Origin of the sequence: Butyricicoccus sp. Marseille-Q5471 (assembly GCF_951230135.1) — a bacterium.
Taxonomy (GTDB): Bacteria; Bacillota; Clostridia; order Oscillospirales; family Butyricicoccaceae; genus Agathobaculum.
The window spans coordinates 24,980-48,582 of sequence record NZ_CATNVC010000007.1 but is presented as its reverse complement, the minus strand read 5'-3'; the positions used below and the strand labels follow the sequence as shown (position 1 = coordinate 48,582).

Sequence of the window (23,603 nt, the reverse complement as noted above, 5' to 3'; positions counted from 1 at the left end):
GGTGAAAGCATGAGAGGATGGAGGGCAGAAGCGTCGCGAATCAAGGGAATGCTGTGTCTGGTCATGCTGACCGCTGCCATATTGCTCGGTCTGCACCTGACGCGTCAGGCGCAGGCGCCGCACCGGCCGGTGATGGGCATTGTATCCACCTCGGCTGAGGATGACCGCAGGGATGCGCAGGCGGCAACGCTGGTGCAGGCGGCGGAGCAGGATGGGTTTGACGTGCTGTCCATGCCGGCGGAGCGCACGCAGGACGCGCAGATTGAAGCCATCCGCGCACTGATTGTGTACCGGGCTGATGTGATTGTCTTTACGCCGCTGGTCGAAAGCGGGTGGAACAACGTGGTGCGTGAAGCGCACGCGGCAGGTATTCCGCTGCTCGCGGTCGATAAATCGATGCAGCAGGAAATTGAGGGGCAGAAAAGCCGCTATGTCGGCTATGATTACAGTACGCTAGCCGCGCAGGCTACCGATGCGCTGCTGCGGCAGGGGCAGTCACGGCAGGGCGTGATTGAGCTTTATGGTACGCTGAACTCTTATGATGCCAAGGAGATTGCGCGCGGCTGTCGGGAGACGCTGGATCGCGCGGGGAAAACGATTACATACAGCCTGTGCGGCGACGGCATGCGCTCGCGCGGCTATGAGATTATGGAGAGCCTGCAGATTCACTTAGATGAAACCGGATACGTCATCTGCCATAACGACGCGATGGCGCTCGGCGCGCTCGATTATCTGGAGGAGCATGGGCGCGTGCCGGGGCAGGACATTGCTTTGTGTGCCATCGGGGGCGGCGAGGAAGCGTACCGTGCGTTTGAAGACGGACGCATTCAGGTGTTGGTGCGGCTGGACGATCAGGCGTTAGCGGCGAATACCGTGTTAGCCGCACGCGAGGCAATGGATGCACCGCAGGAGCATCTGGTACATTTGGCGCAGGGGCAGGTCATGGAGAAGGAGAACGGCTGATGGCGGGATACGGAAACCGGCAGGGCGTGCGCAGCATTGGCGGTATGCTGCGGCAATCGCTGTTTAAAATTATCCTCTGCATGGCCGTGCCACTGGTGCTGTTGGCGGGACTGCTGGTCGGTCTGACGCTGCGGTATGACGCGGTGATTGCGGATGCTTCGCAGGCGGCTGAAATGAGTAATGTACTGGAGCAGCGGCTGCCCGATCAGATTTGGAAGGTGATTTCCGGCCGCATTTCCTTTGCGGAGGGCACGCAGGGCGTGCTGCTGAGTGAGCTGAAAAGCCAGCTCGCGCAGATGCAGCAGCACTCCGAGGGGGAGGAACGCCGGTATTTGAACGCCGCGATGCGTGCGACAGAGACACTGGACGGCTACATCGGCCAGTTGGAGCGACAGACCACACAGCATGCGGCAGTCAGCCGGAATGAAAATCTGTACCGTGAGATTTACAGCGTGGCGCAGCTCACCTCCTCGATGATTGACCGCTATGTTGAGGCTAAAATTGTACGCATGGGGCAGCTCAACTCCGGCATACAAAAGGTCATGCTGCTGGTTGTGGTACTGCTGATTGCACTGATTGGGCTGATGATTCGCACGGCGGTGCGCACCCTTCGCACGGTGGACCGTTCGATTCGTGAGCCGATTTTCCGGTTGGAGGGCATGGCGTCCCGCATCGCGCAGGGCGATCTTTCGGCGCGGGTGCCGCCGGCTGAAATTGCCGAGCTGTACCGGCTGACCGGTGATCTGAACGCGATGGCGGCGCAGATTGACCGCCTGATCGGTGAGCGGGTAGAGCAGGAGCAAATCGCAAAAAAAGCGGAGCTTCGCGCTTTGCAGGCACAAATCACACCGCATTTTGTATACAATACGCTTGAGACCGTTGTCTGGCTCGCGGAGGAGGGGCGCAACCGTGAGGTGGTTGAAATGACGATGGCCTTTACCGACTTCCTGCGCATCTCGCTCAGCCGCGGGCAGGACTATATCACCGTGGAAAAAGAGGCGCAGCACGTTTACAGCTATCTGATGATTCAGTCGGTGCGCTATGGCAGCATCATGCAGTATGAAATTGACATCGACCCTTCGCTTTCCGGCTGCCGGATGCTCAAGCTGATGCTGCAGCCGTTGGTTGAAAACGCCATTTATCATGGCGTAAAGCAAAAACGGGGACGGGGTATGATTCGGGTCACTGGCCGCCGCGCGGGTGACCGGATGCGCTTTTCGGTTGAGGATAACGGCATGGGCATGAAGCACGAGCGTCTGGAAGCCCTGCGGCGTAGTCTGCGCGACCCGAACGCGCCTGGCGGATACGGGCTGCGCAATGTTGAGCAGCGACTGCGGCTTTATTATCATACGGGGCTTGCAATTGAGAGCGAATACCGCGTGGGAACAACGGTACATTTTTGCCTGCCCTGCGATATGGCGGAGGAAACATAATTATGATGAGAATATTTATCGCCGACGATGAGGAGATTATCCGCGACGGCATTCGAAACTGCATAGAAAAAGAGGCAGACCGCTTTCTGTTTGCCGGCGAGGCGCCTGATGGGGAACTGGCGCTGCCCATGCTGATGGAGATGAAGCCGGATGTGCTGATCACCGATATTCGCATGCCATTTATGGACGGGCTGGAGCTGGCGCGACTGGTGCGCCGCACCATGCCGTGGATGCGTATTGTTTTTCTCAGCGGCCATGATGAATTCGAGTATGCGCAAAAGGCGGTATCGCTGCAGGCGGATGCGTATTTGCTCAAGCCTATCGACTCGGTCAAACTGATGTGCACATTGGAGGAGATTGATGTGCGCATCAAGCAGGAGCAGCAGCAGTATTTAAGCGCGGCGCAGAACGCCAGCCGCAGCGATCGGGAGTCCGAGGTGCTGCGGGAACATTTTCTCAATGCGCTCCTGTCCGGCGGCGCAACGGCGGCAGATGCGGCCGAGCAGGGACGAAAATGGGGGCTGTCCCTTGCGGCGCGGCAGTATATCGTGTGCCTGATGCGGCTCGGGAGCGGCGGTCAGACCATTACACAGGTGCGGGCGCTTGCGGCACGCGCGTTCGCGGATCAGGAGGAGGTGCTGTGGTTTTTTCGCGGCAGCGAACGGCTGATTCTGCTCATTCAGGGCGAGCGGGAGGATGAGGTGCGCGAGCGTGCCTATGAGGCCGCGCAGAACCTGCGGCATGAAATTCGTCAGTTTCTGAATTTGGACACGTTGACGGCGATTGGCATGCCGGTAGCACGCATCAGTGCGCTGCCCGAAGCGTACCGCTCGGCCAAGGAAACACTGTGGAGCGCCTCAGCCTGTGCCGAGGGCGGCGTGTTCGGCAGCACGGATTTTGAGGGCGGCGCGGCGCACGGCGGCGGGTTCGACTTTACGGCGGGCGGGTCGCTTGCGGACAAGCTGCGTCATGCCTCCTATGAGGACGTACCGCAGCTTGTTGAGGCATATTTCGGCGGCGCGGCCGAAGAGGACATGCAGAGTATGCTGTATCGATACTATCTGCTGATGGATTTGCTGGTGACGGCGGCGCGCATAGCGGCCGAATTGGACAGCGCGGAGGTTGTCCCGCCGGATGACCCGCAGGCGGTGCTCAAACGCGCGGCCACGCTGGAAAGCACCAAGGAATACGCGTCCGAAGTGTTGGGACAGCTGACACGGCGTTCCTTTCGGCACCAAAGCATCCGATACGGAGGAGAAATTCAGCGGGCGAAGGAGTTTATCCGCGCGCAGTACAGTGACAGCAGTCTGTCGCTTCATATGGTGGCGGCCGAGGTGGGTTTCAGTCCCAATCACTTTTCGACCGTGTTTTCGCAGGAGACCGGGCAAACCTTCGTTGAATATCTGACGCAGGTGCGGCTGGAGGCGGCTAAAAACCTGCTGCGGCAGAGCGACAGCAAGATGAGCGACATTGCTTTTATGGTGGGCTATGGCGAGCCGCATTATTTCAGTTATCTCTTCAAAAAGCATATCGGCGTGACGCCGCGGGACTACCGCATGCAGACGGTATAAAATATTATCGTAAAAAAACATACCTTTGCCGAGGGGCAGGGTGCAGGGAAGAAATTTTATCGGATACCGCTCGGTAGAGCGGCAGACAGGTATTTGTTATACTCAGAGGGCAGGGATGAACAGTCTTTGCCCTTCTTTCTTTTGAGGTGAAGGATATGAAAAGACACATCAAATGGACGGCGCTTCTCCTGGCAGCGGCGGTTTTGAGCGGCTGTACGCCTGCGGGGGAAGAACCTGCGGCGGTGCAGACGCTACCGGAGCCGCCCGCGCCTGTTTACGACCGTTTGACCATTTACAGTGCGCTGCCGGAGGAGGAAATTCCGGTTTATCTCAGCGCCTTCCGCAAGGATACCGGCATTACAGTCAATTGTGAGCGACTGTCTGCGGGTGAAATGATCGAGCGGGTGCGGCGGGAGCAGGAAACACCCCGTGTATCCGTACTGCTCGGCGGGGCGGCGGACAACTATGTGCAGGCCGATCAAGCAGGACTGCTTGCGCCCTATCAAAGCCCGGAGCTGATGAATGTGCCCGAGGCTTATTTGGACAAAGCGCAGGTGTGGAATCCGATTTATATCGGCGTAATCTGTTTTGCGTGCAATCAGGAGTGGTTTGCGCAGCATGACATGCCTTATCCCACACGATGGGACGATTTACTGTCTCCCGCGCTGGCAGGACAAATCGTGCTGGCTTCACCCGAGACCTCGGGCACATCGTACACCATGCTGGCGGCGCTTGTGCAGCAGCGCAGCGAGGCGGAAGCGTTTGAATATCTGCGCTCGCTCGATGCAAACGTGGGCGAGTATACCCATTCGGGCATCGAACCGGCCGAGAAGGTTAAGCGCGGAGAATACGCGGTCGGCGTTGTGTTTTCACATGACGGCCGCCGGGCGGCACTGGACGGCTATCCGGTTGAGCTGTGTTATCCCGCGGACGGCACCGGCTATGAGATCGGTGCGTGTGCGCTGGTGCAGGGCGGGCCGGAGCGGGAGCGGGAAAACGCCGAACGGTTTATTGATTGGATGACCTCACAGCGGGGGCAGGAGTGCTATATCGAAGCGAAAAGCAGCCGTCTGCCTGCAAACAGCACCGCGCGGTCGGCGGACGGTCTGCCGTCGATGCAGGATCTTAAAATTGTGGAATACGACCCCGAATGGGCGGGGAATAACCGGGCACGTCTGGTTGGGGAGTTCAGACGGCAGTTCATGGGCGCGCAGGCTCAAGAGAGCTTACCATAGACGCGGCGGTTCGGCAGGCAGCCGTGCCGTGAAGTAATGAGAGAAGGAGCAGAAGAGAATGGGAAAATGTGTATCACGGAAACGGCGGTGGCTCAGCCTGCTGCTGGCACTGGTCATGCTGCTGGCGATGGCGCCGGTACAGGCACTTGCGGTCGGTGCGGAGGACACCGGCGCATTTCTGAACGGTCCCTATCTGATGACCCCCAAGACCAACGGCATGGTCGTTGTCTGGGAGCTGGACAAGCCGATGAAGTCGACGATTACCTACGGCACAGGGGCACAGGACAGCAAGACGGTCGCCGTACCGGTCGAGGAGGGCGCGGCGTTTCAGGGCAAACCGATGTACCTGTACCGTGCACGTCTGACCGGGCTCAAGTCCGGCGTGACCTACAGCTATACCGTGACGGCCGAGAACGGTCAGTCCATGCAGGGGCGCTTCCGCACGCTGAGCGAAAACCCCGATGAGGTGCGGTTTGTCGTGGTCAGCGACAGCCATCGCTTTGAAACGGCAACGCAGGTGTCCGACGCGATCGCGGCGTTTGACCCGGACTTTATCCTGCACACCGGCGACATGGTGGAGGGCACCGGCTCGCAGAAGGATCAGTTTTCCTACTGGTTCCGCAATGTCGGCAGCTTTCTGCACAACGTGCCGGTCATCTACAACAGCGGCAACCATGATTTCGGGGTTTACTTTGACGAGTACGTGACCAAGATTCAGCAGGAGCAGTACCATTCCAACCAGACCGGACGCAACGTGTCCTTTAATTACGGTCCGGTGCATTTCACGATGATGGACAGCAATCCGTGGTCACTTTTTGAGCTGAACTCCGCCGCCGGCGGCGAGGTGGATGCGGCCACCAAGGCGCAGGTTGACGAATCGCTTGGCTGGCTCAAGGCGGATCTCGCGTCCGGCGCAGCGAAGAACGCAGAGTTTCGTGTGCTGACCATGCACCACCCCTATGAGGATGATCTGACGCGCAAATACATCCCGTCAATCGCGGAAGCGGGCAACGTCAGCATTATGTTCAGCGGACATACCCATGTGTATTCCCGCTACGCCTCTCCGAACGCCGCGCGAGGAACCGGCACTATGTATGTCACACAGGGCGACGCCCGCATCGGCGACGGCAAGATTGACGCAGGCAAGCCCGACACCCGTCTCGACGACAACTATCCCGAGCTGCTCGCGACCGGCAAGGGTGATATGCTCGAAGTTACGGTCAAGGATGGTCTGATGACCTATTCCAACATCGGTTTGGAAAAGGGCGCGGAAAAGGTTTATGAAACGCTGTCGCTGTCGAAGGACGGCGCGAAGCTTTCCTATGAAAACATCTCGATTACCCCGGACAGCATCCTGTCCGGCGGCGAAGTGACCGTATCAGCCAAGGTGACAAATGTGGGTAACGGCCTTGCGGCGGCAAGTATGTGCGTCAGCGACAACGGCAAGGCAAGCTGGCTGTATCACTTCGGCAAAACGGACAAGGAGCGCGTGGTCGCGCTGAATCCCGGCGAATCGGCCGAGCTGACCGCGCCGCTCGCGCTGACCGAGCTGGGCCGGCACACGCTGAAGCTTGCAGGATACACCAAAACAGTGGATGTAACCTTCCGAAAGGCGACTTATACCTACAGCAATCTGCGTGTCAAGCTGGGCGACGGCGCGGTGAGCAATGCGGAAAGCGACCTGCTTTGCGCCAAGGCTGATGTGCAGAACATCGGCAATGAAGCGGGCACTGCGACCGCGTCTCTCAAGGTCAACGGCAAAACCGTGGAGAGCAAACAAGTAAAGCTCGCCGCCGGACAGACCCGTTCGGTCGAGTTTTTCTACACCGTCCCGGCGGGCGGCGACTACAAGGTGCAAATCGGCTCCTCGCCCGAGCAGACGGTTGCGGTGCTCGGCGCGATTCAGGGCACACCGATCGTCCGGGACAAATCGGGTCTGGGCAACGATGGCATCATTCGCGGTAATCCGACCCTTGTCAAGTATGATGGCGGCTGGGGCCTGGCGCTCGACGGCAAGGACGACTATGTGGAAATCCCCGACCGCGGCAATTATGTGATTGACAACGGCGTGACCGGCATGGTTTGGGCCAATGTGGAGCGTCTGGCACAGGGCAGCGAGTGGGATCACAATCCGCTGCTGATGAAGGGCGCATCCATCAGCTACGGCACCAACTACCTGTTCCGCATGGCTGTGCGCAAAACAGGCATGGTCACATACGGCATCGGTTTTAACAATGATAACGGTGAATATTTCTGGAACGACGACGAGGCCATCGACGGCGCGGGCGTAAAGCTTGGCAAGTGGGTGCAGTATACGGGCGGCTTCGATCGCGCGACCGGCGGCACCAGCTGGGAGGATACAAAGCTCAGTGGGCAGATTGATGCACCTGACTTTGATTCCGAAATCAAAAATTGGGAAGGAAAATCCATGTATTCCGGCTTCTCCTTCCACCGTCATCTGCTCAGCGACCGCGGCCGCGGCAAGACGCACACCATGCTCACCGGCGATATCGGTCAAATTCGATTCTATACCCAAAAGCTGAGCGAAGCCTCCAACAAGGCGATCTACAGCAACCCGTCAGCCAAGGGACCGCAGAGCGACAGTCTTGTGGTCTGGCTGGATTTTGCCCCCGAAAACCTGCAGACCGACGGCACGCATGTGACGGAGTGGCGGCCGGTTGTGGGCAGCTTCAAGCAGTTGGCCTACGAAACCGAAATAAAGGGCGCGGCATCTGCGGCAGCCACCATCGAAACCTCGGACGACGGCAAGACGGTCAAGGCATCCAAAAAGGCGGCGCTGCAGGACGGCAAGGCGTCGATTGACCTGACCGAGCTTGGCGGCGCCAAGTATGTGCGTGTTGCGACAGCGTTTCATTCCTCCGTCACCGAGTCGGCGACCGACGTGCCGGTGCTGAAGTCCTATACTGTGGACGCAGGCAACTGCAACGTTTGGAGCACACTGGCGGACTGGAACAAGGGCAGTTTTACCGGCGCGGTCGGTCACGCGTCCGATGATGTGTTTAATGACTACGCAAACGACTATGATGATTATTCGGGCAAGGCCGACGTTTCCAAGACCACGGTCGGCGGCGACGTGGCGCAGAGTCACTGGGCGTACCGCAATATTCAGGCACTTGCATCCAAGGGAATTGTGCGCGGTGACGCAGGCACCGGCTATGTCCGCCCGGATGAGCGGATTACCCGCGAGGAGGTTGCGGCTGCTCTGCTCAGCGCGTTGAGCGTTCCGGCCGACCAGACCGCAAGCATTGCCGAAGGAGATCGGTCTTCGGCTTGGGCTAAGGATATTCTGGCGACAGCCAAGGCGCGCGGCGTACTCAAGGGCGATGAAAAGGGCCGCATGAACGGTCAGCTGACAGCGACCCGCGCCGAGGTAAGTGCGATGATCGCGCGTGTGGCGGGGCTTGCCGATGCGGATGCTGCGGCGCTGAATCGGTTCTCGGACGGCGCTTCGGTGCCGGACTGGGCGCGCGGAAGCATTGCCGGCATGATTGAAAACGGCCTGCTTTCGGGCTACGAGGACAATACTCTGCGTGTGAACGCACCAATTACCCGTGCGGAGACCTTTACCCTGATTGGCAAACTGGTTGCCTGACAAAACGACTGTTCCGCACATGCGGAGCTCAAAAATATCCCCGTTGCAGCAAAGAACAGGTCCGCTTTTGCGGACCTGTTCTTTGCTGTTGGTACACAAAAAGGCCGGTCGGAAAGCGGTTGGCCTTTTGCAGTTTGAGTCTATTCTGCCTGCAGAAACTTGGCTGGATAAAGGCAAAACAGGAAGCTTACTCGCGGATTTCCCAACTATTTAACCACTTTGCGGTTGCGGCGGAATTGTGGTCGATAATCTCGCTGTGCCCGAGGTCAAGCTGGCCGATAACGGATATATCCTCTTCGCTCAAAGAGAAATCCCAAATATTCAGGTTTTCCTCAATGCGCTCTTTGTGAGTGGATTTTGGGATAATCACTACACCACGCTGCGTATGCCAGCGAAGGACAATCTGCGCGATGGTTTTGTTGTGCTTTTCGGCAATGGCGGTTAAATTTTCATTATTAAAAATATCATGCCTGCCTTCCGCTAAAGGCCCCCACGCTTCCGGCAGCACGCCACACTCTCTCATGTTTTCGAGTGCGTCCTGCTGCTGGAAGAACGGATGCAGCTCCACTTGGTTTACCATCGGCGCAATTCTGGCGTTTACACATAAGTCGGACAACCGTTCCGGATAAAAGTTGCATACACCGATCGCGCGTATTTTGCCGGCTTCGTATAGCTCTTCCATTGCCTGCCATGAACCGTAATAGTCGCCCATAGGCTGATGGATTAAATAAAGGTCGAGATAGTCCAGCCCCAATTTGTCAAGAGATGTTTGAAATGCTTTTTTCGCATTTTCATAGCCTGCATCCTGAATCTATAGCTTTGTTGTGATGAACAGCTCTTCGCGAGGAATCCCGCTTTTTTGAATTGCCGCGCCAACTGACTCTTCGTTAAAATATGCCGCCGCAGTATCAAGCAGGCGGTAACCTGCGTTCAACGCATTCGTTACCGTCTGCTCACAAACAGCGCCCGCCTCCACTTGGAACACACCAAAACCTTCCATTGGCATCTTTACGCCGTTTCTTAACGTTATGTATTCCATGAATCATTCCCCCATACCATCTTATGGAGGTGCTTTATGTATAATCCGTTGTTGGATACCTTGATCATCGTTGCCGACTGCGGCAGTTTTACTAAGGCGGCAGAGCGTATGTATCTTTCATCGACCGCTGTGATGAAACAGATGAACGCATTGGAAAGCCATTTGCAGTTGAAGCTGCTTGACAGAACGCCATCGGGGGTGCAGTCAACAACCGCCGGAGAGATTATTTATCAGGACGCGAAATACATGGTAGATGATTCGGCAAAATCAATCATGCGTACGAATGCCGCGGCGCATACCCGCGACACCACCTTCTGTGTGGACACATCACTGCTGAATCCCGCAAAGCCCTTTATGGATTTATGGTATCGCGTGAACAAAAGTTTTCCTGGCTATAAACTGCACCTTGTTCCATTTGAGGATAACCATACAGGAATTCTGACAGAGATTGAAAAGCTGGGCGAGAAATTTGATTTTTTTGATTGGAGTATGTGATTCAAAAGCATGGCTTTCGCTTTGTAAGTTTTATCCGCTCGGCAGATATCAAAAGATGATAGCGGTATCTAGAGAGCATCGCCTCGCGTCTAAAAAATGCCTAGAGATAACCGATTTATACGGAGAAACCCTCAAGATGGTTCAGCGCGGGGATTCCGGCATCAATGAAAATTAGGCATAAGAAGCGGCCGGCGGGGGATGCACGCAGAAAGCGCAAACACCTTCTCAGAGGGTGTTCGATGAGCCAAAGCCGTTGGGACGGATGTGTGTCTGAGTAAGTCGTTTCAACCGGAAAGCATGCAACGCATCTTTTCGTAAGGCAGCCATTCCAGCCGCCGAGAATGTGTATGCGGTGTGCACTGGCATATACTCCGGTATGGTATAAGAAAACTATAGTGCACACGAAGCGTTCCACGCAACGTTGTTTCCGAATGGTTCCATCTCCCTGGTTTCTGCGTTGATAAGTGTTTTGCCAATCCGAACATCCGTAAAAAATCGGATGGAAGCGCTTGCTCCGATGTGGAATCCGGTTCATCCGCGGTCAAATCAAGCGCCAGCACGGCTTGAGCGCTGCAAGGCAGAATAAGCATCAGAGTCAAAAAATCCAAGTATTCTTTTGATTTGTCTTCGCCTCCAATCAATAGGAGTATTGTTTTTGCAGTGTATCGATACCGTGTTTTCTCGCTGCCGTCCGCCACTGACGACGGTCGCAAACGGCCTGATTGACGTCAAGAGAAGAGAAATTGAAAAGTGCGTTCCCACGACAGGGGAGCGCACTTTGTTTACATTCATCGTACTTGTTTATTGCGTGACGACAATCCATGCATATGAGGCACTAGACTGCGCTCTTGCCGAGTGCGCATCTCTCCCGTATGACAAAATTCGTCCGTACGCTAGCAGTTGACCTGCAAAAATACGATAAATTAAATGCTTAAGCGCTCGTATTGCTCCTCCGGAGAGTCATGCAGCGCCATGCACGCGTGTAATTTTTCAATGTACTCTGCTTCGTGTGCTTCGTCCTCGAGCGGGTGCTGCTGTTCGTAGTCGGTGGTGATATCAAACAGCTGCGTCTGCCGGTTAAAACGACTGCGCGCACAAAATTCCTGAGAGGGATGGTGATAATTGACGATTTTGACGGGAATTTGTAAACGGGGTAGTTGGTGAGCTTTAGGAAAGAGCCAATTTAAATTTTGTCATAATCAGCAGGGGCGATGCTGGGCAGTACCTGGTATGTAAAAACCAGAGAATGAGGTCATTTATGATAAAAAGAACGCAAAATCTTTTGTGAAAATCAGAAGCATTGGTTCGATGGAGGAAGCGCACTCATTCCAATCATCGAGGAAGAAATTGTTGAAAAAGAGCGCGTGTATCGAGGTGGAACGATATATGGGGCATAATTGTATCCAATATTACGCCGGGCGTACTGGTTACGGTGCTGCTGATTGTTTCGGCGCTCGTCCCCTGCGGGAAAGTGCTGCGGGTGATTTGCGCCATGCTGTTTGGTGGATAAGCATAGTACAGTAATACGCCAATTTTAGAGATTTCTACAATTCAACTTCTCCTATTAGCCTTTTTTGTGATATTCTATACTTGTGGAAAAATCCGAAGCGGCCATATGGTATGGTCTGTGTTTGCAGCGTGCGTTACATCTTGGTGTTCGGCAAGCGCAATGTGTCGCAGTCGGAAGTCTGGCGCGGCCGGCTGATGGTCGCGATGCTGCTTCTGTCGGGAGGTGCGCTGTTGTACGATGCACGGAAAGGGAGCTAAAACGTCCCGACTTTGCGCAGTTTACACGCCGCGTATTGGCCTTTGCAGCAGTTATCGCTGCATGCAGCATTAGTTACTGGAGAGGTCGGCGACTATGTGCTGAAGGGACTGATGTCCACGCTGCGATTACAAAATCTGTGTTGGCATTCAATGTGCTGTAATAGATAGAGGAGGGAAGATATGCCACCGGTTAATGTGCTGATTAAGCCGGCATCATCTGCGTGTAACATGGCATGCCGTTATTGTTTTTATCGAGATGTTTCCGAAAATCGGGAACAGTCTTTTGAAGGTATGCTTTCATTGGCAGATATGGAGAAAATCATTATTGCAGCCTTGGAATATGCAGAGGGCGTGTGTTCCTTTGCGTTTCAGGGAGGTGAGCCGACCCTTGCGGGTCTGGCGTTTTATGAAGCTGTGATTGCGCTTCAGAAGAAGCATAATAAGAACGAAATACCCATTCGAAACTGTTTGCAGACGAATGGATATCTGGTAGATGAAGCTTGGGCAAGCTTCTTTCATGAAAATAATTTTCTAATCGGCCTTTCGCTGGATGGCCCGGCGGACTTACATAACCTAAACCGTTGTGATCATGCGGGAAAGGATACCTTTAACCGGGTCATGCGCGCGGCAGGGCTGCTGACAAAGCATCAGGTGGAATACAATATCCTTTGTGTTGTAACGGGGCGGAACGCGCGCTGTATTGAAAAAATATATCAGTTTTATCAGAAAAATCACTTCTCTTGGCTGCAATTCATCCCCTGCTTAGAACCGCTGGGTCAGGAACGCGGCAAGGAAAAATACCACCTGTCGCAGCAGGAGTATGGAGATTTTCTGGTGCGCTTGTTTGATTTGTGGTATGCAGATTTGCAAAAAGGGACCTATGTGAGCATTCGCCATTTGGATAATTGGTTTTTCATGCTCATGGGTGAGCGGCCGGAAGCCTGCAACATGGCAGGGCAGTGCTCCGTGCAATTTGTGGTGGAGGGGGACGGCGGTGTGTACCCCTGCGATTTTTATGTGCTGGATGAGTGGAGACTCGGCACGATAGGAGAACAGAGCTTTGAAGAGATGCAGCAGTCCGAGCAGGCGTGCGCGTTTATAGAAAAGTCGCTGCACGTACCGGAGGAATGTAAGCGCTGCCGGTATTATCGTCTGTGCCGCAACGGCTGTCGGCGTGACCGCTGTGCCGATGTGCAGGGCGTTCTCGGCAAAAACTATTTTTGTCAGGCATATCAAACGTTCTTCGAAAGCCGTGGCCCGCAAATCGGAGAAGCGCTTCGCCTCATACAGCAGATGCGTGGGAATTAAAAATTGACTACTGGAAAAGTAAAAATGAAATTGGTATGAGGGCGTAATGATATTGGACTTGTCCTCATAAAATGAAGAGTATCCTGCATGTCTACCCGGCGTTCAGCCGTGAAATGATTTCTTTCAGAAGCTGCCCATCGGCGGAGTCTGGAATGTCACAAATTAATAGGAGATATACGATGCAGTTGTTACATCTTTACTATTTTAAGCTTTTGGCAGAAAATGAACATTTGCTCAATACCGCAAAGGCGATACACATTTCGCCGCCGGCGCTCAGCACCACCATCTCGCGACTGGAGGATGAGCTGCAGGTCAATTTATTTGACCGTGTCGGACGTAAGATTAAGCTGAATGAAAACGGGAAAATCCTCTATATCCATGTGTGCAATATTTTTGCGGAGCTGGATAACATCAAACGCGAATTATCCAAAACAACTTCCGAGCAAAAGGATATTGTATATGTCGTCGTTTCTGCGCAGTCCCTTTGGACGGATGTCATCAGCTCCTTTATGCAGATGCACCCTGCGGTGACAATCAAGCATGCATCCTTGACATTGCAGCAGCTTCAAAACCCGGAAGCGCTGGATCAATATGATCTGGTGATTACGGATGTGGGAGATATTGCGAACAAATCATGGGAGCACGAGTTTATTATCGAGGATCCGCCGACGCTTCTGGTGAATCGTGATCATCCCTTTGCCCAACGCAGAACCATTTCGTTAAGCGAAGCACAAGAAGAGCCGTTCATTGCATTGTGCAAGGGGTATTCCTCCCGTGCATATTTTGAAAATGCGTGTAAGCAGTCCGGGTTTATCCCCAAAATCGTCGCAGAGGTGGACTATATTCTCCGCACCAGGTTAATCGAGCATAACTATGGCATCGCCTTTAGCAGCGTGTTGGGAGCGCGGGCCATACACTCGCCGCTCATCAAGATGGTGCGTGTCAAATATCCGCCGAATCCAAGAATGCAAACGGTGTTTTGGAAAACCGGCGTGGCAAATTCGGATTCCGTGATTCAATTTCGTGATTACTTAATTAACGTCTATCAAAACAATGATTTATATAAGAAATAAGAAACGCAGGTTTGGCATTTGCCAGACCTGCGTTTCTTTTGACAAGACATGCTCTTGGATTGCTGCAATTGCTAAAACGGGTAAATAATCGGAGCAAGGAATGCTGCGACAATCATTAATATGATACACAGCGGACCACCTATTTTGACATAATCCATGTACTTGTAGCCGGCGGGCAAAGTTTGCGTGCAGGCGGGGGTGCCGACAGGCGTGGCACATGCGAGGTTGGTTGCAATTGCGCCGATTGCAATCACGAATGGAATGGGGCTGACGCCCATCTGCATCGCGATCTCCATAAAAATCGGGGTCATCATTGCTGCAAGGGCAGTATTGGACATGAAGTTGGTCAGCACGGTTGTGACAATTATGCCTGCCGCCATCAGTACGAAGGTGGAAGCGTGCTCGCCGCCGGCAAGATTAAGGATGAAGTTTGCAATTACCTTGCCGCCGCCGGATACGTCAAGCCCCTTTGCAAAGCCCTGCGCCGCGGCCAGAATCACGAGGGTGTTCCAGTCCATCTCGGCCAGCGTTTGTTTGAGCGGCATGCAGCCGGAAACGATTAGAACGGTAGCGCCCAACAGGCCGATAATGCCCACGTTCAAATACGGTTTGAACGGCGCAAAGCTTGTCAGAATGAATCCTAGGATGCACAAAAATAATACGATAACGGACAGCTTACCTTTCCACGCCGGGATTTGATCGGCTGTGGCATCATCCGTTTGTTCGGCGAGCGTAGCATAGTAGTTGCCTTTATCGAAATCCGGACTCTCCGGTTTCAGTACCTTTTTGGAAAGCGAATAGCCAACTGTGCCGAAATAAACAATCATGATAAGGCATAGCGGCACCATAAGCTTGGTCTGGTCGAACAGGCCGAGCCCGGATTCATAGCCTTTGTAGCCCACCAGTATTGCGTTGGCGGTCAACTGGGAGCTGGAACCTACCAGCGTGCCTGCGCCGCCGATTGCAGCGGCAATGCCGGCAGCCATAATAATCATTTTCGAGCGAATCAGACCGTGCGATTTTGCAGCACATGCCGCAATCAACGGCATCCACATCGCAATGGTGCCGGAGTTGGAGAGAAATGCGGACATTACTGTACAGCAAATCACGACAACGATCATAAACAGCCGTTCATTCTTGGCAACGGCGCTGTTGCTGATTGCTTTGCCAATTTTGTTTGCCATGCCGGTTTTAAACAGTGCATCACCAACAATGCACATGCCGGCTACCATCATGACCGTTGAGCTGGAAAATCCGGAATATACATCGCTCAGTTCCATTTCCGGCAGAATGATACCCATCGCTAAAGAGGCAATCATAGCCGTCATAGCAAGTGGGATCTTCTCCAGAATAAAAGAAATAATGGTGATGACGGTGATGATAATTGCAATTGTGCTGGAGGGCATACAGACTTCCCCTTTCTACCGCTTAAATTTTGTAAACGGAAGCGCGAACCTGTGAAATGTTCATTGTGAGGACGTCTCCCCCAGTGCACATGCATGTCATGCCCTTAAAATAGCAACAAGCAGGACAAATGTCAAACCGCCAATTCACACTTGAACTTCTGCTAAAATGTTGAATTTCCGCCGCTAAAAGCAGATAAAATTAAGCGGATTGCACTAAAAACGGCGGCATTCTTGCAATTCTAATTAACATATTTCTCGATTTGTTATAAGTAATAATAACAGTTCGTGATTTTCTGCGGGATTGTACACTTGTTAAGTCGTATTTGATGCCGCTATACTGATTCGAAACGCGTCGTCAACCGCACCGGCTCTCGGTCTGCGCGGCATGCATTACACACAGAACGGATTGTGTAAACCCACCATAGAAAGAGAGGGATATTTGGAAGAATGCGTCATTGTTAACAGTGCGATTAACAGAAGCAATGCATTTTGGAAATAGACAGGACTTGCCCGATACGCTATCGTTAGAGACAGAAACCATGCAAAATCCGGCTTGCCGCAATGGTAAAGGGGGAGTAAACCAGTGGCTGCTTCAACGATAGCACTGATTATTTTGGTCATAACAATTATTCTGTTTGCATCGGGTAAAATTCCGCTTGCCATAACAGCGGTGGGTGCAGCACTTGCGATGGGCGTCTTTGGGGTTATCCCATTCGCCAGCGCTTTTGCCGGTTTTTCCAGTGATGTCACGATGATGGTGATTGGCTCGATGATCATTGGAGAGGCTCTTTTTGAAACCGGTGTTGCACAAAAGCTGGGCGCCTCCATCATCAAGATGGTCGGCATGCGGGAGAAGCTATTCATTGTGGTGTGTGTGGTGGTTTCTGCAATCCTTTCCGCCTTTTTAAGCAATACGGCAGTGGTTGCGATGATGCTGCCGGTTGTAGCGGCAACCGCGGCCGGCTCATGCGGTGTGATTTCTAAGAAAAACAGCTTTATGGCCATCGGCTTTGCGGCAAACATCGGCGGGGGCATGACACTGGTCGGCTCTACCCCGAACGTTATAGGGCAGGGGATTCTGGCGGATGCCGGTCTGGAAACCATGAGCTTTTTTGATCTTACCTGGGGCAGCATCCCGCGCCTGCTGTTTATCGTTCTGTTTTATGCCACAATCGGCCATGCACTGCAGAAACGTATCTTTAACTTTGAGGAAAAGTTTGATTATGCTGCGCAAGAGCCCACCGATCAACCAAAGGAAAAGCGAAGCACGGCTAAAATGATTCTTTCTTCGGGCATCCTGCTTCTCACGGTAATCGGTTTTGTTTCAGGAGTTTGGACGGTCGGCGCAGTTGCAATGGTGGCGGGTCTGGCCTGTGTCCTCACCGGGTGTATCTCGATGAAACAGGTGTTTGAGCGGCTCGACTGGACGACGGTATGGGTTCTGGCAGGTTCGCTCGGCTTTGCCGCAGGCATTTCGGAAAGCGGTGCAGGCAAGCTGATTGCGGACACCGTAATCGGTTGGATGGGCGGAAATATCAGCATGTTTAAGCTGCTGATTATCTTTACGATACTGAGCGTGATTATGAGCAATCTGATGTCGTCTACCGCCTCGATGGCCATGCTCGGTCCGATTGCACTTTCCATGTGTACATCTTTGGGATATGCCGCAAAGCCGGTTATCATGGCCATCATATGGAGCCTGAACCTGGCATTCCTGACACCGATTGCGACGCCGCCGGTCACAATGACCTTGCAGGGCGGTTACCGATTCTTGGATTACACCAAAATCGGCAGCCTGATTCTGATTGGCTGTCTCATCTTGACGATTGCCAGCTACCCGTTTGTGTTCCAGCTGTAATTACATAAGCGCATTGTTCGAAACCTTTGTTCCAAAACGGGATGTGGACGCCTGTTGGGAATAAAAACACATGCTTGAGGAGGCACACAATTATGATGACCGATTACGATTTCATGCTGAATGAGGATCAGATCGAACTGCGGAATTTAGTTCGTGAATTTGCGAAAAAAGAAGTGCGGCCAACCTGCCGTATTGCGGAGAAGGACGCCATCGTACCCGAGGATTTGGTGAAGGCTGCCTATGAAATGGGCCTGCATCTGGTCACAGTGCCGGAGGAGTACGGCGGACTTGGTCTGAATAACTTTACTTATGCTGTCATTCGTGAGGAACTCGCACGCGGTGATGCCGGATTTGCTTCCCGTGTGTTTGGCTTTGGATTTGAGCCTCTCAACATCGCCGGTACGGAGGAGCAGAAAAAGTGGGCGGCCGACATCATGGTGAACGGCGGCGTAATGGCCTTTGGACTGACGGAAAGCGTGTCCGGTTCGAATGCCGGTGCGATGGTGACGACGGCGCGCAAGGTTGGCGACGACTACGTCATCAATGGCGGCAAGACCTTCATTACCAACGGCGATTGTGCGGATATTGTCACCATATTTGCCGTGACGGATAAGGAAAAGGGGATAAAGGGCGGTATCACCGCATTCTTGCTGCCAAAAGGCGCACCCGGGTTTACGGTCGGTGAGCATGAGGATAAAATGGGAATTCGCTGTGTACATACCAACTCGCTGTTTTTTGATGATTTGGTGCTCCCCTCCAAATACCGTTTGGGAGAAGAGGGGCAGGGTTATCAGATTGCAATGAAAATTCTTGATAATTCCCGTCCCTGCACCGCAGCTTCGGCGGTCGGCATTGCGCAGGCCGCTTTGGATGAGGCTGTCCCCTATGCAAAAGAGCGCGTTGTGTTCGGCAAACCAATTTGGAAACATGAAGGAATCGGGTTCCTGCTGGCCGATATGGAGATTCAAACGCAGGCTGCGCGCCAAATGGTTTGGGGCGCGTGCAAGGCGGGCGACGCCGGCATTATCAATAAAAAACTGATTGCCTCGGCCAAGTGCTTCGCGGGGGATACAGCCGTATTTGTAACAACCAACGCCGTGCAGGTGCTCGGCGGCAACGGGTATTGCCGGGAATATCCGGTGGAAAAGCTGATGCGGGACGCAAAGATCTATCAGATTTTTGAGGGCACCAATCAGATACAGCGCGTCGTTATTTCCGGTCAGCTCTGCCGATAGTCCAAGCTGTGGGCCTTCCGTCACGCTTCCCACTGCCAGTTGTTCGGAAGGCAATCCAACCGCGCATGCTGCAAAGCGGCTGCTGTGGATTTGGGACACATCAATCCATTTTATTTGAAGGGAGCACATATTATGTCCAGGCAGGCATTAGAGGGACTGAAAGTTGTTGAGATAGGGAATATCGTTGCAGGTCCGTGGTGCGGCAGCATGATGGCGGATTTCGGCGCGCGCGTTATCAAGGTTGAACCGCCTAAAACCGGCGATTTGATGCGCGGAATGGGTCGTATCAAGAATTTATGGTTTGCCGTTGAGGGACGTAATAAGCAAAATGTGACGCTGAATCTGAAAACCGAACAAGGCAAGAAAATGCTTTGGGAGCTGCTTGAAGATGCGGACGTTTTGATTGAGAACTTTCGTCCGGGTGTTTTCAAGAAGCTAGGTTTCACGTGGGAGGAAATTCATCAGCGCAATCCGCGCCTGATTTACACCGTGGCCTCCGGCTATGGCCAGACCGGACCGTACGCTCCGCGTCCCGGGTTCGATCGCATGGGACTTGCGCTTGGCGGTTTTCTGGAGGTGACCGGCTATCCGGATACGCCGCCCGTTAAGCCGGGCATCTCGGTTGCGGACTTTTATACGGCAATGTTTAGCTGCATGGCGGTTATGTTTGCTATTTACGACCGCGATGTGAACCACTCGGGCGAGGGTCAGATGATTGACTGTGCGCTGACCGAATCGGTACTGCGCCTGCAGGAGTCCATTATTGCCGAATACTCCTATGATGGTACAATCCGCACCCGCATCGGCAATGGCACGACGGTTACGGTGCCGTCCGGGCATTTTCTGACCAAGGACGATAAGTATGTTGCCTTGTCCATCACCGGCGATAAGCTGTATCGAGACTGTATGCATCAAATGGGTCGTACGGATATGATCGAAAACCCGAACTACCAGACAACGATTGATCGCGCGGCACACCGGGAAGAAATAAACGCCGAATTTGCCAGGTGGGCGCGGGCGCATACGCTCGCAGAATGCTTGGAAATCCTTGGCGAAGGCATTCCGGCCTGTCCGATTTATAATGTGGCAGACATAATGCAGGATCCGCAGTATCGGTTCCGTAATGACATTGTTGAGGTTGAAACCGAACAGTTTGGCAAGATTAAGATGCAAAACGTTTGCCCTCGGATGCTGGGTACGCCTGGAGCGATTCATTGGCCCGGACAGCCTCTAGGCAAGTTTAATCAAGCGGTATTCGGCGATTTGCTCGGCTATACGCAGGAGCAGCTTGCCAAATTCGCGGAGGATGGGGTGATCTGATGTTTGCAGCAGGCATTGATATTGGCTCTACCGCCTCAAAAGCCGTGGTTTTGGCAGCGGACGGCAGCGTGATGGGCAAGGAAATCGTGCCAATCGGAACGGGAACCGTGGGCCCGGCGCGCGTGTTCGCGCAAGCGCTGAAAAGCGCGGGAATTACGCGAGACGATATTAAATGGATTACTGCAACCGGATACGGCCGCTTCTCGTTTGAAGGGATCAATGATCAGAAAAGTGAGCTCAGCTGTCATGCCAAGGGCATTGCGCAGCTGCTTCCGCAGACCCGCACGATTGTGGATATCGGCGGGCAGGACATCAAGGTGATGCGCATCAACGATAAGGGCATGCTGCTCAACTTCGTGATGAACGACAAATGCGCGGCAGGTACTGGACGCTTTCTCGATACAATGGCCAAGGTCCTCGACGTAGAGGTAACCGACCTGAGTGACCTGTCCTTCCACTCGGACGAACCGGCCGAAATCAGCAGTACCTGCACCGTGTTTGCCGAATCCGAAGTCATTTCCAAGCTGGCTGCCAATATGCGGATGGAGAACATTGTTGCCGGCATACATAAATCCGTGGCACGCCGGGTCGCGTCCCTTGTCCAGCGCTGTGGTATTCAGCTAGAAGTTGCCATGAGCGGCGGTGTGGCGCTGAACAAGGGGCTTGTTCAGTCTCTGGAGGAAGAGATCAAGTGCCCCATAAAGGTTCATGAGGACTGTCAGCTTGCCGGTGCGTTGGGCGCTGCGCTGTATGCGCTGGGCAGCATGCAATCCGCCGGAACCGTATGATTTGCAGTTGCAGGAAAGGATGAATTACTTATGAGCGAACCCACCGAAGTGAAAAAAACGAAGCGCCCGCTTCCGCAGTCGCGTATTCTGCTCAACGCGTTGGTTGACAGCATCTATCAGGATGCCTGGGACGCTGAGTCAAAGGGCGAACCTGTCGGCTGGTCTACCTCTATTTTCCCGCAGGAGTTATGCGCGACCTTCGGCGTGCCGGTTTTGTATCCGGAGAACAATGCTGCCGGTGTTGCCGCGCGCCATGATTCTCCCCGTTTTATCGCAACCTCGGAGGGAGAGCTCGGCTATTCAAACGATATCTGCTCTTATGCGCGGCTGAGTATTGGCATGGCACACAAGATGGCGCACGACCCTGCCTATGAGGCGCCCGATGTGCAGCGCATGCCGCGTCCGACATTTCTGCTTTGCGCTACCAACAGCTGCTTTGAGCTGCTGAAGTGGTACGAATGCCTGTCGCGTGAGCTGGATATTCCAATTTTTATGCAGGATTGTCTGTTCAATTACACCGATGCAAAGCCCGACAAGCATTGGATTGCCTACGGCCGCAGCCAAATTGAGCACAACATTGGGCGTATGGAGGAATTCTTCGGCAAAAGGTTTGATTGGGATAAGTTTTTGGAAATTCAGAAAATTTCGATTGAAAATGCGCGTCTGTTTGACGAATGTGTCATGATGAACGACCGAAATCCTTCGCCGCTGAACGGTTTCGACCTGTTTAATTACATGGCGCCCATGGTGGTTGCCCGCGGACGGCGTGAAACCACCGCGGTGCTGCAGCAGCTCAAGTGCGAGATTCAGGAGCATATTGACAACGGAACGACAACCTTTGGCTCTTCGCCGCAGGAATACCGCGTGGACTGGGAAGGCATTGCCTGCTGGCCCAATTTGGGCTTTAACCTTAAAACCATGAAAAAGTACGGCGTAAACTGTGTGACCAACGGTTACGTTGGCGCGTGGAGCCTGCATTACACGCCGGGCAATCTGGACGAAATGGCAGAGCAGTATATGCTGTCCTCTACCAATGTGGTCAATACCACCACGATGATGGGTAAGCGTTCGGATGTCGCCAACCATTTTCAGTGCGATGGGATGTTCTGTCACATCAATCGCAGCTGCAAATTTATGACGTATCATATGACCTGCGGCCGCGAAATTGTAGAGGATAAGTGCGGTATTCCGGTTGTGTTTTTTGATGGCGATCAGGCTGACCCGACCATTTTCAATGAGGCGCAATTTGAAACCCGGCTACAAAGTCTGGTAGATGTCATGAAAGCGAATAAGGAGGAGCAGTAATGGCCGATGTAAAAACGTCGCTCGCTCAGTTTGAAGAGATCAGCAGCAATCCGCAGCGCTTGCTGCAGAACTATCTGGATGCAGACGAAAAAGTGATTGCCTGCTTCCCAATCTATACTCCGCAGCCGCTCGTGCTAGCGGCCGGTATGGTGCCTATGGGTATCTGGGGCGGTCAATGCAATGCGCATATGGCAGGAAAATATGCACCGATATTCACCTGCTCGCTGCTGCGCTCTTGCCTTGAATTCGGCATGACCGGCGCCTATAAGGGCGTTTCCGCTGCGATTATGCCGATCATTTGTGACACGTTTCGCGGTATGAACTCGGCCTGGCGTGCCGGCGTGAAGGATATTCGCCCGATTACGTTTATTTACCCCCAGAACCGCAAGGACCCCGGTGCGCGCGACTTTTTGATTGAAGAGCTAAAAACCGTGCGCAGTGCGCTGGAAGAAATTTCGGAAAATCAGATTACAAACGAGGCACTGCAGGAGGCGATCGAGCTTTGCAATCAGCGAAACGCCGCCATGCGTACCTTCTGCGAAACAGCTAACGAGCATTTGGACTTGGTAAAGCCGGTTGACCGCCATCATGTCATGAAGGCTGCGACTTTCCTGCGGCCGGAAGAAACCATCGAGCGGGTCTCCGCGCTGACCGAAGCGCTTCGTGCCGAACCGGTCTGCCGGTGGACGGGCAAAAAGGTGATTCTGACCGGCATCACCTGTGAACCCGATGAAATTCTCGGCTATTTTGCGGATAACAAGGTTGCGGTTGTCGGCGATGATTTGGCACAGGAATCCCGCCAGTATCGCAGCGACTATCCCGCGGCGGCCTCGGGGATGGAGCGTCTGGCACTGCATTGGTTTGCGGTGCATGGCTGCTCGGTCGCACACGATGATAACAACACCGTCCGCGGACGAATGCTGGCGCAGCTGGCAAAGGAGCAGGCCGCAGATTGTGTTGTATTATGTATGATGCGTTTTTGCGAAATTGAGGAATACGATCAGCCCTCCGTTATCAAAGAAGTAACGCGTGCGGGCTTGATGAGTTTCAGCATTGATATCGACCAAAGCACCACGGAAAGCGGTCAGGCATTGACCAAAATTCAAACCTTTGCAGAGAACTAACGGGATTTGCGATGGACCCGAAGTATCCGGCAAAGGGACAGTATAGGAAAGCCCGCCAACCTTTGATACG

General features: G+C 53.6%; 16 protein-coding genes and 1 pseudogene. 15 read left to right on the top strand and 2 right to left on the bottom strand.

Annotated features, from left to right (window positions below; translation table 11 throughout):
• Positions 1-9: 9 nt before the first annotated feature.
• The 5 genes from QOX26_RS09225 (at position 10) to QOX26_RS09205 (ending at position 8,815) form a co-directional block, all read left to right on the top strand.
• Entirely contained in the window at positions 10-963 is a 954-nt protein-coding gene (locus tag QOX26_RS09225; protein WP_283674684.1) for a substrate-binding domain-containing protein, read from the top strand.
• Positions 963-2,396, top strand: coding sequence for a sensor histidine kinase (locus QOX26_RS09220; protein WP_283674683.1), 1,434 nt, complete (start codon positions 963-965; stop codon positions 2,394-2,396). Before QOX26_RS09225 ends, QOX26_RS09220 begins: the two co-directional genes overlap by 1 nt.
• A gap of 2 nt (positions 2,397-2,398) precedes the next feature.
• On the top strand, positions 2,399-3,967 hold the full coding sequence (locus tag QOX26_RS09215; RefSeq protein WP_283674682.1) for a response regulator: 1,569 nt from the start codon (positions 2,399-2,401) through the stop codon (positions 3,965-3,967).
• Positions 3,968-4,122: 155 nt separating this feature from the next.
• Entirely contained in the window at positions 4,123-5,202 is a 1,080-nt protein-coding gene (locus QOX26_RS09210; RefSeq protein WP_283674681.1) for an ABC transporter substrate-binding protein, read from the top strand.
• Between the two features lie 58 nt (positions 5,203-5,260).
• Entirely contained in the window at positions 5,261-8,815 is a 3,555-nt protein-coding gene (locus QOX26_RS09205) for an S-layer homology domain-containing protein (protein ID WP_283674680.1), read from the top strand.
• A 187-nt stretch (positions 8,816-9,002) separates the two neighbouring features.
• Here QOX26_RS09205 and QOX26_RS09200 read toward each other — a convergent pair.
• Positions 9,003-9,854 (bottom strand): annotated as a pseudogene (locus tag QOX26_RS09200) (aldo/keto reductase).
• A gap of 36 nt (positions 9,855-9,890) precedes the next feature.
• On the opposite strand from QOX26_RS09200, the gene QOX26_RS09195 reads away from it, so the two are divergent.
• The 4 genes from QOX26_RS09195 to QOX26_RS09180 all read left to right on the top strand — a co-directional run bounded on the left by QOX26_RS09195 (position 9,891) and on the right by QOX26_RS09180 (position 14,497).
• Positions 9,891-10,349 (top strand): LysR family transcriptional regulator, encoded by a 459-nt coding sequence (locus tag QOX26_RS09195; RefSeq protein WP_442870221.1) that lies wholly within the window; start codon positions 9,891-9,893, stop codon positions 10,347-10,349.
• 1,620 nt (positions 10,350-11,969) lie between these two features.
• Positions 11,970-12,116 (top strand): hypothetical protein, encoded by a 147-nt coding sequence (locus QOX26_RS09190; RefSeq protein WP_283674679.1) that lies wholly within the window; start codon positions 11,970-11,972, stop codon positions 12,114-12,116.
• A 180-nt stretch (positions 12,117-12,296) separates the two neighbouring features.
• Positions 12,297-13,424 (top strand): anaerobic sulfatase maturase, encoded by a 1,128-nt coding sequence (locus tag QOX26_RS09185; RefSeq protein ID WP_283674678.1) that lies wholly within the window; start codon positions 12,297-12,299, stop codon positions 13,422-13,424.
• 179 nt (positions 13,425-13,603) lie between these two features.
• Complete coding sequence (locus QOX26_RS09180) at positions 13,604-14,497, top strand: LysR family transcriptional regulator (protein WP_283674677.1); 894 nt, start codon at positions 13,604-13,606, stop codon at positions 14,495-14,497.
• A gap of 71 nt (positions 14,498-14,568) precedes the next feature.
• On the opposite strand, the gene QOX26_RS09175 is transcribed toward QOX26_RS09180, so the two are convergent.
• Entirely contained in the window at positions 14,569-15,903 is a 1,335-nt protein-coding gene (locus QOX26_RS09175; RefSeq protein WP_283674676.1) for an SLC13 family permease, read from the bottom strand.
• A 583-nt stretch (positions 15,904-16,486) separates the two neighbouring features.
• Between QOX26_RS09175 and QOX26_RS09170 the strand changes: the two genes are divergently transcribed.
• The 6 genes from QOX26_RS09170 (at position 16,487) to QOX26_RS09145 (ending at position 23,533) form a co-directional block, all read left to right on the top strand.
• Positions 16,487-17,761, top strand: a complete 1,275-nt coding sequence (locus tag QOX26_RS09170) for an SLC13 family permease (protein WP_283674675.1) — start codon at positions 16,487-16,489, stop codon at positions 17,759-17,761.
• A 92-nt stretch (positions 17,762-17,853) separates the two neighbouring features.
• Complete coding sequence (locus tag QOX26_RS09165) at positions 17,854-18,996, top strand: acyl-CoA dehydrogenase family protein (protein WP_283674674.1); 1,143 nt, start codon at positions 17,854-17,856, stop codon at positions 18,994-18,996.
• Positions 18,997-19,128: 132 nt separating this feature from the next.
• The gene (locus QOX26_RS09160; RefSeq protein WP_283674673.1) at positions 19,129-20,316 is read left to right on the top strand and encodes a CaiB/BaiF CoA transferase family protein; all 1,188 of its coding nucleotides are present in this window, start codon (positions 19,129-19,131) and stop codon (positions 20,314-20,316) included.
• Positions 20,316-21,104 (top strand): acyl-CoA dehydratase activase, encoded by a 789-nt coding sequence (locus QOX26_RS09155; protein ID WP_283674672.1) that lies wholly within the window; start codon positions 20,316-20,318, stop codon positions 21,102-21,104. The genes QOX26_RS09160 and QOX26_RS09155 overlap by 1 nt, the downstream gene beginning before the upstream one ends.
• A gap of 30 nt (positions 21,105-21,134) precedes the next feature.
• Positions 21,135-22,409: a 2-hydroxyacyl-CoA dehydratase subunit D gene (locus tag QOX26_RS09150; RefSeq protein WP_283674671.1), complete on the top strand. Its 1,275-nt coding sequence runs from the start codon at positions 21,135-21,137 to the stop codon at positions 22,407-22,409.
• Positions 22,409-23,533, top strand: a complete 1,125-nt coding sequence (locus QOX26_RS09145; RefSeq protein ID WP_283674670.1) for a 2-hydroxyacyl-CoA dehydratase subunit D — start codon at positions 22,409-22,411, stop codon at positions 23,531-23,533. The genes QOX26_RS09150 and QOX26_RS09145 overlap by 1 nt, the downstream gene beginning before the upstream one ends.
• Positions 23,534-23,603 lie beyond the last annotated feature (70 nt).

Excerpts from the sequence above, each read along its gene's own strand:
- QOX26_RS09225 (WP_283674684.1), top strand. The coding sequence starts at position 10 with ATGAGAGGATGGAGGGCAGAAGCGTCGCGAATCAAGGGAATGCTGTGT.
- QOX26_RS09220 (WP_283674683.1), top strand. The coding sequence starts at position 963 with ATGGCGGGATACGGAAACCGGCAGGGCGTGCGCAGCATTGGCGGTATG.
- QOX26_RS09215 (WP_283674682.1), top strand. The coding sequence starts at position 2,399 with ATGATGAGAATATTTATCGCCGACGATGAGGAGATTATCCGCGACGGC.
- QOX26_RS09210 (WP_283674681.1), top strand. The coding sequence starts at position 4,123 with ATGAAAAGACACATCAAATGGACGGCGCTTCTCCTGGCAGCGGCGGTT.
- QOX26_RS09205 (WP_283674680.1), top strand. The coding sequence starts at position 5,261 with ATGGGAAAATGTGTATCACGGAAACGGCGGTGGCTCAGCCTGCTGCTG.
- QOX26_RS09195 (WP_442870221.1), top strand. The coding sequence starts at position 9,891 with ATGTATAATCCGTTGTTGGATACCTTGATCATCGTTGCCGACTGCGGC.
- QOX26_RS09190 (WP_283674679.1), top strand. The coding sequence starts at position 11,970 with ATGGTCTGTGTTTGCAGCGTGCGTTACATCTTGGTGTTCGGCAAGCGC.
- QOX26_RS09185 (WP_283674678.1), top strand. The coding sequence starts at position 12,297 with ATGCCACCGGTTAATGTGCTGATTAAGCCGGCATCATCTGCGTGTAAC.
- QOX26_RS09180 (WP_283674677.1), top strand. The coding sequence starts at position 13,604 with ATGCAGTTGTTACATCTTTACTATTTTAAGCTTTTGGCAGAAAATGAA.
- QOX26_RS09175 (WP_283674676.1), bottom strand. The coding sequence starts at position 15,903 with ATGCCCTCCAGCACAATTGCAATTATCATCACCGTCATCACCATTATT.
- QOX26_RS09165 (WP_283674674.1), top strand. The coding sequence starts at position 17,854 with ATGATGACCGATTACGATTTCATGCTGAATGAGGATCAGATCGAACTG.
- QOX26_RS09160 (WP_283674673.1), top strand. The coding sequence starts at position 19,129 with ATGTCCAGGCAGGCATTAGAGGGACTGAAAGTTGTTGAGATAGGGAAT.
- QOX26_RS09155 (WP_283674672.1), top strand. The coding sequence starts at position 20,316 with ATGTTTGCAGCAGGCATTGATATTGGCTCTACCGCCTCAAAAGCCGTG.
- QOX26_RS09150 (WP_283674671.1), top strand. The coding sequence starts at position 21,135 with ATGAGCGAACCCACCGAAGTGAAAAAAACGAAGCGCCCGCTTCCGCAG.
- QOX26_RS09145 (WP_283674670.1), top strand. The coding sequence starts at position 22,409 with ATGGCCGATGTAAAAACGTCGCTCGCTCAGTTTGAAGAGATCAGCAGC.